Raw genomic sequence first — 11,988 nt, forward strand, 5'->3', positions numbered from 1 at the left:
TTCGCATTTGATGCGGGGGACTTTCTTGATTCGGTTAAATTATAAAGAAAAAATAGTAAAATAACAAGATTTAATTTCATATACCACCGTCTTTTGCAGCCGGTACTAAAAATCCACAAACGGAAACCGGAGCAAAACATTTCTGTTTGCTCCGGTCATTGGTTTTATCTGTCAGCAACAGCCTTCATGATAAGTGCTGCTACAGCGGCCCCCGGGTCCTTTAAGGAACGGGATGCTTCTCCTCTGGTTGCCGCTCTTCCGTGAACAGCAATCATGGTCGTGGTATGCTCAAAGCCTTCCAATGCGGCTTTGGCAGCTTCCTCAAACGCTTCCTCAAGGGAGGTTCCGGCTTCCACTTTAGCCTTAAGAGCCTCCACTCCGGGATGAAACCCATCTAAAAAGGTCTTATCTCCTAATTTTGCCTTACCTAAATCAGCAACGCCTGCTTCATAAGCTTCAAACAAATCAGCAACATCTGCTCCTGACAATTCCGTCTTTCCCTTTAATACCTTTCCGGCACGCATCAGTCCTGCCGCCATCAATGTGCCCATGGTGGAAGGAACCTTATTTCCCATGGTTTTTCCGGCCTTGTACAAAAGCTTGCCCAGGTCCGGCTCAGCCCCATCGGATACCGCTTCATAGGCCGCCTGAAATCCGTCCGTCATGGTCAGCCCTAAATCACTGTCTCCCACAACACTGTCCAGTTCAATCAAGTAGTTTCGGTTTTGTCCCATGATCTTACTTATTCTTTCAAGCATGGCTATCAGTTCCTGCTGGTTCATATCAGCCTCCATTCTGCCGCTGTACCGGCGGCATATATAATCGTGACAAATGAGATTCACCTCTGCCATTTCCGACAGTATGATCTTTAAACCGTTCCCTGCTTAAAGAACGGCGTATCAGCCGCAGCATCCAGATAACCCTTCAGTTCTTCATCCATTTTCAAAAGGGAAATGGATAAGCCTGCCATCTCAATGGATGTCACATACTCACCTACATAATAACGGTAAACCAGGATCCCCTTCTCTTCCAGGATCTCATTGACCTTTCTTGCCACAATATACTGCTCGTCAAGAGGAGTTGCTCCCAATCCGTTTACAAGAACTGCAACCTCATCGCCTGCACCGTAAGGCATATCCTCAAGAATCTTTTCCATCATTTCACAGGTGATCTCATCTGCAGTTTCTATCTTCCCCCGGCGGATTCCAGACTCTCCATGGATTCCCATGCCGATTTCCATGTCATCCTCTCCGATTTCAAATCCGGGATGACCGACTCTCGGCACCGTACATGGAGTAAGGGCCACTCCCATGGTCCTTACATTGCCAGCCGCCTTCTCTGCAACCCGTTTTACTTCCTGGAGATCCTTCCCGGCCGCAGCCGCAGCACCTGCGCATTTATATACAAAAAAGATGCCGGCCACTCCTCTTCTGGTGTTTTTCTCACCGGGCGCAGCCTTGGGAGACGCCACATCTTCCCCTGCAACAACGCTTTCCACCTGGATTCCTTCTTCCATATCCGCCATCTCTGCGGCCATGTCAAAATTAAAGATGTCCCCGTTATAATTGCCGTAAATATAAAGAACGCCTGCTCCGGAATCAATGCTTTTCGTCACCTGGAGCATCTGCTCCGCGCTGGGAGACTGGAAAACGTCTCCAACGGAACAGCCGTCTAACATTCCCTTTCCCACATAGCCTAAAAACAGAGGAAGATGCCCCGAACCTCCTCCGGTAGCGATTCCTACCTTTCCCTCCACCTTATTGGAGGTGACCAGACAGCGTAAGTCCCCTGCCGCATAAGTGACATGGTCCGGATGGGCAAGATAGATCCCCTCCAGCATTTCATTTACATAGTTTTCCGGCACATTAATCAGTTTTTTCATTTATTTCCCTCTCCTTCCCGCAATTTGCTGCATGTCCGAATTATTCCCCATATGCTTTCCTATACACCTCTATGACCTGTTGGACCGTGGGTTTAAAAGGATTGTCCTCCATACAGGAATCACGCAGTGCAACCTCTGCCAAAGCCTTAAAATCCTCAGGATCCACCTTAAGATCCCGAAGGCTCTGTGTGATTCCAACTTCCTTTGACAACCGCCTGATACAGGCCACTGATTCCTTTACCGCCTGTTTTCCTGTCATGGCAGCCGCCCCGGGAAGCTTAAGTCCCTCTGCCACCTTCTTATACCCCTCTGCGGTCTCCGGCCTACTTCCGTTAAATTCCATAACAAAGGGCAGCAAAACTGCATTGCAGATGCCGTGAGGCAGATTCAGCCGGCCTCCCAGGGAATGGGCCATGGCATGAACCATTCCAAGGCCTGCATTGGAAAATGCCATGCCTGCGCTGTATTCCCCATAAGCCATCATCTCCCTGGCCTTCTCATTGCTTCCGTCAGCCACCGCCTGGGGAAGATATGTCAGGATCACCCCCATTGACCAAAGGGCATCTTTATCTGTAAAAGGGGTGGCTCTCTTTGCCACGGCTGCTTCAATGGCATGTGTCATGGCATCCATTCCCGTGGAAGCCGTAAGGCCCTTTGGCATAGTCATCATCAGATCCACATCGTTGACAGCAATGGTAACCATGGAGTTAGGATCCACCATACACATCTTGGAATGCCTTGCCGGGTCAGTCACGATATAGAACGCCGTGACTTCGGAACCGGTCCCTGCAGTAGTGTTCACCGCAACAATGGGAAGCCCCGGATTGGCGGAACGGTTCACTCCCTCATAATCCTCAACCTTGCCTCCGTTTGCCATGACAATGCTTACAGCCTTTGCCGTGTCAATGGCCGAACCTCCGCCCACTGCCACCAGAAGATCCACTTCCAGGGCCCTTGCCGCCTCCAGGCAGTCATTGACAATGGTTGTGGAGGGATTTGGTTCAACCAGATAGTAAATGGCATATTCCATCCCTGCCTTTAAAAGGCAGGCTCCTACTTTATCTCCGGTACCATTTTCATAGAGGAACGGGTCCGTAACAATTAGTCCCCGCTTAAATCCCCGTTTCTTAAGCTCATCCGGCAGCAGTCCAATGGAGCCGCGGCCAAAAAAGCTGGTTCCTACTGCATTGATCCTCTCAAGCGCCATAAATGGCCTCCTTAGAATTCTATATTTCTGAAATCTCCCGGATCGATCCGCTTCAGCGCATTCAGCTCTTCCCTTGTAGGAAGAGGCGTATAGGCGACATGGGAGAATTTTATGGGAAATCCGGTATTTTCCTGTACTTCTTCCAGGCTGGAAGTGGGATGAATGGTTTCCAGGACCATTTCCCCGTTTTCCATCTTGAAGATGCACAAAGGGGTGACGATCCGGTCCACATTTCCCCTGGTAGTTACAAAATCCACCTGGTTTACAAAGGTGCGCTTATCATGCTTTGTCCTCCAGAGAATCGCCTTTTTTGCCGTTGGAATAAGAACGGCGCTGCCTGCTCCTCCCGGCATCCTTACCTTTGGTTTTTTATAATCTCCGATGACCGATGCATTGACATTGCCGTGGAAATCAAACTGGATTCCGCTTAAAAATGCCACATCCAGATCCCCTCTCATGGCCAGGTCAAATACTTCCATTAACGGAAAATATGCAGTGGCACGTTCCAAAAGTTCCGGACCTGCGCTGGTATACTTTTTAAGCCTCATTGGATCCGGATCCGTTCCTCCCGGAATATTCAAATGCACGGCCCCCGGCGCATGAAGCGCCTTTGCCAGCAGCAGCGCAATCATGGGCATATGGGAGGATACCCCGTGAAACACCTTGCTGCCGTCAGGGATGAGACGGGCCATGGCGCAGACCATAATATCGCAAACTCTGTATTTTTCTTCCATCATGCCATGCCCCCTTATCCTTTATAGTCTGACTTTTCAAATGCCTTTAAATAGGCCTTTAAGCCGTCCAAATCCTTTAAGCCTTTAAATTCCTTTAAATTCTTTCCGTCAATGTCATAGGATCCCGGGCAGGAACAGGGCGAAGCCCCCTTGGGAGCCCTGACCACCGCTTCTACCAGAAAATGAGGAATATCCGCCTTTTTTAAACTGCCCTTAAAAGCAGATCCATGGACGATATTCTCCGTTGTCAGGATGACCCTTTTGGCTGCCCTGGAAAATAGGACATCCTCAAATAACGGCCCTGTGATCCTGGCGTTTCCTTCTTCATCCGCCTCCTGGACATGAATGACCGCAACATCCGGCCTTATGGCCCTTACCACGGTAACCGGCTCCTTTGTAAATGGATCCTCGACCCGCATAAAATAGTCATTTGCATCGATCAGATCGCTGATCACAAGCCCTTTTACAGGCATGAAGCCCACTCCGTAGCTGGCGGCTCGGAGGGCGGAGATCACCGTATAGCAGGCATGTTCATTTCCTTTTACAGCTCCGCTTTCAACTGCCCTGCGGTAATGCCCTGCCAGGGAATATTCGCTCTCATAGCTGATAAAACCGGCATCAACGCTGGAAACACAACCTCCGAAGCAGAGCATGTCTACATCCATGGCTCCTGCGGTCTTTACCAGCTTTAAATCCCTTTTATTCTGACGCACCAGTTCCCGCACCATTGCCATAGGCGCCCGATGAAGCACATTGCCCCCAAGACCAAGAATATCCCCGTCATGGATCAGGGCCGCCGCATCCTGCAAAGACATGACTTTGCTCATGGTCTGACCTCTCTTTCTATCCTTCACTCCACTATTTGCCTTCTAAAGATGCTTTTATTTCAGCCTTTTGCCGCATTGCAGGCAATCTGGATGGCATCCCATACGCCGGAAAAAGGTGGCGCATAAATAAGATCCGTCATTCCCAGCTCTGCCGTGGTCATCCTGCAATGGATCGCAACCGCAAACACATCCACCCGCAAAACAGCCCCTTTTTGCCCACAGGTCTGTGCACCCAGCAGCCTTTTTGTTCCTTTTTCATAAATCAGCTTAATGGTGATGGGTGTTGGATCCGGATAGTATGCCGGATGGTCATTGGCCTGAATGATCAGGGTCTTGTAATCCTTTCCAAGACGTTTGGCCTCCCCTTCTCCCATGCCTGTGCGCCCAAGCTCCAGCCCGCACACCTTAATTGCTGCCGACCCGAGAGCTCCCAGGAACTGTTCATGACCGCCTGCCAGATTGGTGCCTGCGATTCTTCCGCATTTGTTTGCCACTGTGCCAAGGGCTAAAAAGCTGTCTTCCTCTAAAACTTCATTATAGACCAGGATGCAGTCTCCTGCCGCATACACATCCGGCAAAGAGGTTCTCATTTCCCGGTCTACGATCAGAGCACCGTTCTTTGCCATGGAGATTCCCGTATCTTTCAAAAAACCCGTACAGGGACGGATACCTACCGCAACGATCACCAGATCCGCTTCATAGGTTCCCCTGTCCGTTTTTACATGTTTCACATAAAGACCGTCTCCGTAAAAGCCTTCTACCTTTTCCCCGGTATTAAGCTCCACTCCACACCTTACCAGCTCTTCCTGGGCAAGGGCTGCGATTTCCTCATCAAAGGGTGCCAGAATTCTGGGAGCCGCCTCCAGGATACGGACCTTTTTTCCAAGGCTTAAAAAAGCTTCCGCACATTCAACTCCAATGTATCCGCCTCCTACGATGACAATGTTCCGGATCTCCGGCATTTTAGCGTATTCCTTTAAAAAGATCCCATCTTCCAGGGACTTTAACACATGGACCCCCATAAGCTCCTTACCGGGAAAGGGGGGAACCACAGACGATGCCCCTACGGCTATCATCAGTTTATCGTAGGTATCTTTAAATTCCTGACCATTTTCAAGATTCCTTACAAGGACCTCTTTCCTTTCTGCATCAACAGACAATACCTGGTGACGGAGAAAGGTCTTTATTCCCATTTTGGTAAAGGTCTCCTGGGTGCGGGCGATCATCTTACGGTAATCATCGTTATAGTCTCCCACATAATAGGGAAGCCCGCATGCCCCATAAGATAGGAAACCTCCCTTTTCATAGACCGTTACTTCAATGTTCGGGTCCACCCTGTTGATCTTGGAAGCGGCGCTCATTCCTGCCGCCACTCCTCCAATTATAATAATCTTCATGTTTTCTCCCTGATCATATTACCCTGTCAATCTCTTGCCCGGCTTCCCTCATGGCTTCTTCTGCCGCCTTTTTTCCGGAAAAGGCCTCAAAGATTTTCTCATAAAGAATACCGTTTTTCTCTCCTGCCTTTGACAAATGGGGAAGAGGCCTTGCAAGCTCCATCATCCTTTGCTGCACCGGAAACCAGGGACAGTCGCCGGCCCCTTCCAGATAGCTGGCTCTTCGTACGGGAGCGCCGCTCTTTCTTCCCACCTTTTGATCCACCAAAGGAGAACGGAGGTACTTAAGGAATTCTTCTGCCGCTTCCTTTTTCCCGGAACTTAAGCAGATTCCAAAGGACCAGGTCACGTTCCAGGCTGTAGAAAAGGTGGAAAATCCCAGATCCCACTGTTCCAGACACCCTTCCTTAAAGACCTCTCCCATCTGGCCGCTCCAGGTGACCGCCATGGCCGCTCCTTTTTCCCGGATAGCTGCCGCAATTTCCCCGTTCCCGAAGGATTCTGTGCCGTCAACCGCATAAGCTTTCAGTTCCACATAGGACTGAAGCCCCTTTACCGTTTCTTCCTTTCCGCAGGCATCGGTTCCCTGAGGATCATAAGCATCTCCTCCGTACATGCGCAGGAAGGGAAGGGCATCGGTAAAGATCTCAGACGGATCAGCCTTCATGGCCACTGCCTGTTCCCCGCAGGCAGCCCTGTAAGCCTTTGCCGTCTCTATGTATTCCTGGGGAGTGATGACCCTTTCAAGCTCTCTTCCCAATGCCTGATAAAGCAGGCTCTTCCGGTAAACGATCATATGGCCGTCACAAAAGGAGGGAGATAAATATGTCTTTCCCTTATACCTCATTTCTTCTGCAATGACCGGAAGAATGTCTTCCTCCTCAAGCGCAAGCTCTGAAAGATATCCCTTTTCTGCAAAGTCACGAAGCCATAAATGACCTGCAACCATAACAATGTCATAATCTGCTTCCCCGGCAAATGCTTTCATCATCATGGGATAGTAATCGGCCCAGGGCACGATATGGAAATCCACTTTTCCTCCATATCCGTCTAAAATTCCCAGGTCCTCATCCAGATAACCTTCCACGGCCGGGTCTGCCACTGCCAAAACCTTAAGAGTTTCCTGTTCCATAAGCTTTCCCTCTCCTTCTTACTTTCCCGGCTGAGGCGGCGCATCAACGATGCCCACAATACAGGCATCCACCGGCGCCGAACGGTCCAGGGCAAATTGGGTCGTATTATCAGTGGTTACCAGTACCAGTTCCCCAATTCCTGCACCCATGGTATCGGCAGCCACAAAAATATCCTTCTTCTCCCCATAATAAGGCTCTACCAAAAGAAGCTTAAACCCAACCAGACTTTTGCATTTTCTCGTGGAAACCACAGTTCCCATAACTGTACCTAATATCATCGGGCCACTTCCTTTCTAATGGTTACCCACTGTCCCTGCTTTAGCTGGAATGCATTGGCATCATCTGTGTCCAAATGAAAATCCAGGCTGCTCTCACGGGTTACGCGAATAAGTACCTGATCCAGCACGCCGCCTTTTGGTCCATCCACCGCAACCCTCACCCGCTCCTGATCCGATACCCCGAACCACAAGGCATCTTCCGGTGTCATATGAATGTGGCGGTCTGCAATGATGACGCCCTCTCTCAGCAGTACCTCTCCCTTTGGTCCCTTTAGGATGATTCCCGGAGTTCCCTTTAAGTCTCCTGACGTTCTCACTGCTGGCTGTATTCCCAGGATCCTGCAGTCACTAAAGGCCATTTCTACCTGGCTTTGCTTTCTTTCCGGTCCAAGAATCCTCACCCTGGGAAGTGTCCCTGCTGGACCACAGACAGCCACCTGCTCCTCACAGGCAAACTGCCCCGGCTGGCTTAAAGCCTTAATGGGAGTGAGCCGGTAACCGGTTCCAAAAAGCATTTCCACATGTTCCCTGGACAGATGCACATGCCTTGCCGAGATTCCCACGGGAACCTGGTAAGGCTGTGTGCTCAGCCTTTGCCAGTTTTCCACGACCAGTGCGGTTACCTTTTGAATCAGTTCTTCCCTGTTTTCCATTGTAAGCCTCCGCCCTCAGACAATTTCCTGTTCTTTTTATTTAAGAAACGGAAGGATTCCGCCTATGGAATTATGAGGTCTTGGGATCACATGAACTGCTACTACTTCTCCCACTCTGGAAGCTGCTTCCTCTCCTGCTTCCACTGCAGCCTTGACAGCTCCCACATCTCCCTGAACCATGACAGATACCAGACCGGAGCCGATTTTCTCAGTTCCCACCATTTCAACATCCGCTGCTTTTAACATGGCGTCTGCCGCCTCGATGGATGCCGTAAGTCCTCTTGTTTCAATCATTCCCAATGCCAACATTCCCTTTTTTACTACTGCCTCTGCCATTTAATTTTCCTCCTTATTTCCGCGTTCTTCTTCCTCTGCTTTTGCAGAATTCTTTTCGCTCTCATGCCTGTCTATCATATTTAAAAGTTTTAATACCTCGGGATGAGGATTTTCAATGGACACGGACACCTTTACGTTCTCGTCTCCCACGATCCTCCCGGCCTCTCTGGCCGCTTCCACGGCAGCACGAACCGCCGAGGTCTCACCCGCCAATACCGTATGGCACATCCTGCCTCCCAGCTTCTTGTGGCAGCTTACGATTTCCACCTCAGCCGCCTTTAAAGCCTGATCCACCACCACAACGGTATTTGCATAATAATTGACTTCTAAAACCCCTATGGCGTTTCGGATTGTTTTCATGACGCCCACCTTTGCTGATACTCTTTCAACCTTTGATTTTTGGTAAAATCTTGATAACGTCCTGGTGCGGCCTTGGGATCACATGGACTGCTACCAGTTCCCCAACTCTGGAAGCTGCTTCACTGCCTGCCTCGGTAGCCGCTTTCACCGCACCTACTTCTCCGGTTACAATAACGGTTACAAGACCGGAGCCGATCTTCTCAGTTCCCACAAGCTCAACGTCCGCTGCCTTTAACATTGCATCTGCTGCTTCGATGGATGCGGTCAGACCTCTTGTTTCAATTAATCCAATTGATGTGGATGCCATTTTTGCTACCTCCTGAAATTTTCAATATTTTCTTCCTTAAGGTCTACCTTCGTTATATGAGACAGTGCCCTTGTTCCCTCATATGGTTTTTCGATCATCTCTACCAGGACCTCTTCCGGTTTGTTGATCTTTAGAGCCGCCCTTTTTGCCACTTCGCAGGCCTCTTTCACATCGTCTATCCCGCCTTCAAACTTCACCTGGGCCGTAAGGGGAATGAATGCGGTGGCATCCTTGGGATTGATGGTGTCGATACCGATGATCCTCACATTTGCCGCCTTACAGGCCTTATCCATGGCATAGAGAACAGCTCCATATCCTGCACATTCCAAAAAACCGATGGCCATATGTACCTTCCCCTCTCTAGATGATCCGCAGGCCTCCTTCAGCCAGCATACATCTGCGTCTTCTTGTAAAGCTTCTTGCACAGGTAAGTCCTTCTCCGGTAGGGCCTGCAATGGTCATGGTCGTATGGCCCTCTCCGCCGATTCCTACCCCTTTTAAGGTTGAACCGTTCTTCGTAAAAATAGTCGTCTCAATGATTTTTCCGAATTTGGTCATGTTCTCAACATTTCTGGAAAACATGGAAGCCGTATGCCGGTTGCCTGACTCTGCCGCCACCGCACTTTCCACACATTCCTCAAAGGTCCTTAATGGGACAATGGGAAGTATTGGCATAAGCTGCTCCACCATGACAAAGGGGTGGGTTCTGTCTGTCTCACAGATCAGAAGGCGGACATCCTTATGGCCGGTAACCCCTATGGCCTCTAAAAACTGGGCCGCATCCTTTCCTACCCACTTTTTATTCACTTCATGGCTGCCGTTTTTTTCAACCATGGCAAACTTAAGGATCTCATTCAGTTCCATGGGATTAAGCAGGTATGCACCTTCCTTTACCAGCTTGCTCACCAGCTCGTCTGCAACCCTTTCCATAACAAAGACTTCCTTCTCCGCCAGGCACAGGATATTATTATCAAAGGAAGCTCCACGGTAAATCTCTCTTGCAGCAAGGGTGACATCCGCTGTATCGTCCACAATAACCGGCGGGTTTCCTGCGCCTGCTCCGATGGTCTTCTTTCCGGAACGCAGCAGGGCATTTACCATGGGCATGCCCCCGGTTCCCACCATAAGGCGGATCCTGGGATCAGCGGTCATTTTACTCACTGCCTCCATGGTAGGCTCTTTCTGCATGGTGATTAAATTTGCCGGGCCTCCATTTTCCACAATGGCCTGATGAAGAAGCTTCAGACAGTGGGCACAGCACCTTTTTGCCCCGGGATGGACATTAAACACAACGGAATTCCCTCCGGCTATCATGCTGATGGTGTTATTAATGATGGTCTCCGTTGGATTGGTAGAGGGTGTAATGGCTCCGATCACCCCAAATGGAGCATATTCCTCTATCATCAGCCCTTCATCACCGGAAATGGCCTCTGTAGTCAAACACTCCACGCCTGGCGTCTTTTCAATAACAGCCAGATGCTTCTGGATCTTATCCTCAAAACGCCCCATACCGGTTTCTTCCCAAACCATTTTTGCCAGGGATTCTGCATGATTTTTTGCCGTCATCCGGATGGCCTCAATAATTCTCCGCCTGTCCTCTACCCTGTAATGCTCTGCCCATTGACGCTGGGCTCCGTGGGCTGCCTCAATGGCATCCTCCACCCGTTCAAATACCCCGTTATCACTTTGAGAGGGAATATAAGAAAGCTTTGGGCCCCTGCTTTCTATGCTTGCAAGCACTTCCCTTACAATTAGTTCTATCTCTTTTGCCCCAATTTCCATAATCTGCCTCCTAGTTTAGCTGCTGTGTCACTCTTCTCACTACTTCGGCTATGATTTCCTCCTTTGCCTTGCCTAAGGCCTCCGCCTGGACAGGCTTCTGTTCCTCTGCGGGCAAAGCCTGCATTGTCACACCGGTGCAGCCGCAGCCGGAAACTGCCAGGCTCTCTCCCGGCCTTACGATGGAAGTCACACCCTTTAATACAGGCACAGGTGCCGTCTGTTCCAGCCGATGAACATCTGCAGTCGAAACCACATCCTTCATATTCGTCTCCTCTAAGGAACAGGGAGGGATCCCTCCTGCTGTAATGCCAAGCTTATGCCTGATATCAAGCAGCTTATTTACCTGGTCACAGGAAAGAAGATTCTGGCGTCCAATGATATTGCCCGTATACATTAATATAGTCGCATAATATTCAATGGATTCCAGCCTGTAAAATGCCTGGTAAATGTCTTTTCCCCAAGTCAGGGCCCCATGGTTTGCAAGAAGTACGCCATTGTGGGTGTTTACAAAGGGAGCGATGGAATCAGGAACTTCATCCGTACCCGGTGTTGCGTATTTTGCAACCGGGATAGATCCAAGCCCCAGCACCGCCTCCGTAAGGACTGCGGCATCCAGGCTGATCCCGGCAATGGCGAAACTGGTTGCAACCAGCGGGTGAGCATGGGTGACTGCCTGCACATCCGGATTTTCCTTATAAACCCTCAGATGCATTTTTACTTCTGAGGAGGGCTTCCATCTTCCCATCAGCACTTTTCCGTTTAAATCCATTTTCACCAGCATATCCTGTGTCATAAATCCCTTTGATACCCCGGTCGGCGTCGTCCAGATGGTGTTAGGCCCCACCTTACAGCTAATGTTTCCATCATTCGAGGCTACAAAACCTTTATCGTACATACGCCTGCCGATGTCCAAAATTGCCTTTTTGGCTTCAAAATCAGACATGTACTTTACGCCTTGAACAGTCATCATATCTTTACCTCCAAAGTCCAAACAACTACGTGTTCTCTCTGTCCGAACTATCATCTTTTATACTGTATTTTTACCACTTTTGTGTTTGTTTGTCAATGTTTTATGTTGTTTTATTTTTGATT

15 protein-coding genes are annotated in these 11,988 nt (G+C 49.6%); all 15 read right to left on the minus strand.

Features of this window, described 5'->3' with window-relative positions; genetic code table 11:
- Positions 1-164: 164 nt before the first annotated feature.
- The 15 genes from ACYVD3_RS21480 to ACYVD3_RS21550 all read right to left on the minus strand — a co-directional run bounded on the left by ACYVD3_RS21480 (position 165) and on the right by ACYVD3_RS21550 (position 11,866).
- Positions 165-782 (minus strand): dihydroxyacetone kinase family protein, encoded by a 618-nt coding sequence (locus ACYVD3_RS21480; RefSeq protein ID WP_460644540.1) that lies wholly within the window; start codon positions 780-782, stop codon positions 165-167.
- Positions 783-868: 86 nt separating this feature from the next.
- Complete coding sequence (locus ACYVD3_RS21485; protein WP_460644541.1) at positions 869-1,882, minus strand: dihydroxyacetone kinase subunit DhaK; 1,014 nt, start codon at positions 1,880-1,882, stop codon at positions 869-871.
- A 40-nt stretch (positions 1,883-1,922) separates the two neighbouring features.
- Positions 1,923-3,089 (minus strand): iron-containing alcohol dehydrogenase, encoded by a 1,167-nt coding sequence (locus ACYVD3_RS21490; RefSeq protein ID WP_460644542.1) that lies wholly within the window; start codon positions 3,087-3,089, stop codon positions 1,923-1,925.
- An 11-nt stretch (positions 3,090-3,100) separates the two neighbouring features.
- A complete protein-coding gene (locus ACYVD3_RS21495; RefSeq protein WP_460644543.1) occupies positions 3,101-3,826 on the minus strand; it encodes a CoA-transferase subunit beta in 726 nt (241 codons plus the stop codon).
- An 11-nt stretch (positions 3,827-3,837) separates the two neighbouring features.
- Entirely contained in the window at positions 3,838-4,650 is an 813-nt protein-coding gene (locus ACYVD3_RS21500; RefSeq protein ID WP_460644544.1) for a CoA transferase subunit A, read from the minus strand.
- Between the two features lie 59 nt (positions 4,651-4,709).
- The gene (locus ACYVD3_RS21505; RefSeq protein ID WP_460644545.1) at positions 4,710-6,047 is read right to left on the minus strand and encodes a CoA-disulfide reductase; all 1,338 of its coding nucleotides are present in this window, start codon (positions 6,045-6,047) and stop codon (positions 4,710-4,712) included.
- A gap of 13 nt (positions 6,048-6,060) precedes the next feature.
- Positions 6,061-7,179, minus strand: a complete 1,119-nt coding sequence (locus ACYVD3_RS21510; protein WP_460644546.1) for an extracellular solute-binding protein — start codon at positions 7,177-7,179, stop codon at positions 6,061-6,063.
- Between the two features lie 18 nt (positions 7,180-7,197).
- A complete protein-coding gene (locus ACYVD3_RS21515; protein WP_460644547.1) occupies positions 7,198-7,458 on the minus strand; it encodes a EutN/CcmL family microcompartment protein in 261 nt (86 codons plus the stop codon).
- Positions 7,455-8,111, minus strand: a complete 657-nt coding sequence (locus tag ACYVD3_RS21520; RefSeq protein WP_460644548.1) for a phosphate propanoyltransferase — start codon at positions 8,109-8,111, stop codon at positions 7,455-7,457. Before ACYVD3_RS21520 ends, ACYVD3_RS21515 begins: the two co-directional genes overlap by 4 nt.
- A gap of 36 nt (positions 8,112-8,147) precedes the next feature.
- Positions 8,148-8,447, minus strand: a complete 300-nt coding sequence (locus tag ACYVD3_RS21525; RefSeq protein WP_158418960.1) for a BMC domain-containing protein — start codon at positions 8,445-8,447, stop codon at positions 8,148-8,150.
- The gene (locus ACYVD3_RS21530) at positions 8,448-8,807 is read right to left on the minus strand and encodes a BMC domain-containing protein (protein ID WP_460644549.1); all 360 of its coding nucleotides are present in this window, start codon (positions 8,805-8,807) and stop codon (positions 8,448-8,450) included.
- 25 nt (positions 8,808-8,832) lie between these two features.
- The gene (locus ACYVD3_RS21535) at positions 8,833-9,114 is read right to left on the minus strand and encodes a BMC domain-containing protein (protein ID WP_460644550.1); all 282 of its coding nucleotides are present in this window, start codon (positions 9,112-9,114) and stop codon (positions 8,833-8,835) included.
- 5 nt (positions 9,115-9,119) lie between these two features.
- The gene (locus tag ACYVD3_RS21540; RefSeq protein WP_460644551.1) at positions 9,120-9,458 is read right to left on the minus strand and encodes a BMC domain-containing protein; all 339 of its coding nucleotides are present in this window, start codon (positions 9,456-9,458) and stop codon (positions 9,120-9,122) included.
- 16 nt (positions 9,459-9,474) lie between these two features.
- Complete coding sequence (locus ACYVD3_RS21545; protein ID WP_460644552.1) at positions 9,475-10,896, minus strand: aldehyde dehydrogenase family protein; 1,422 nt, start codon at positions 10,894-10,896, stop codon at positions 9,475-9,477.
- A 10-nt stretch (positions 10,897-10,906) separates the two neighbouring features.
- Positions 10,907-11,866 carry a class II aldolase/adducin family protein gene (locus tag ACYVD3_RS21550; protein WP_460644553.1) on the minus strand — a complete coding sequence of 320 codons (960 nt, stop codon included), beginning with the start codon at positions 11,864-11,866 and terminating at the stop codon, positions 10,907-10,909.
- Positions 11,867-11,988 lie beyond the last annotated feature (122 nt).

Source organism: Lacrimispora brassicae (assembly GCF_054772055.1).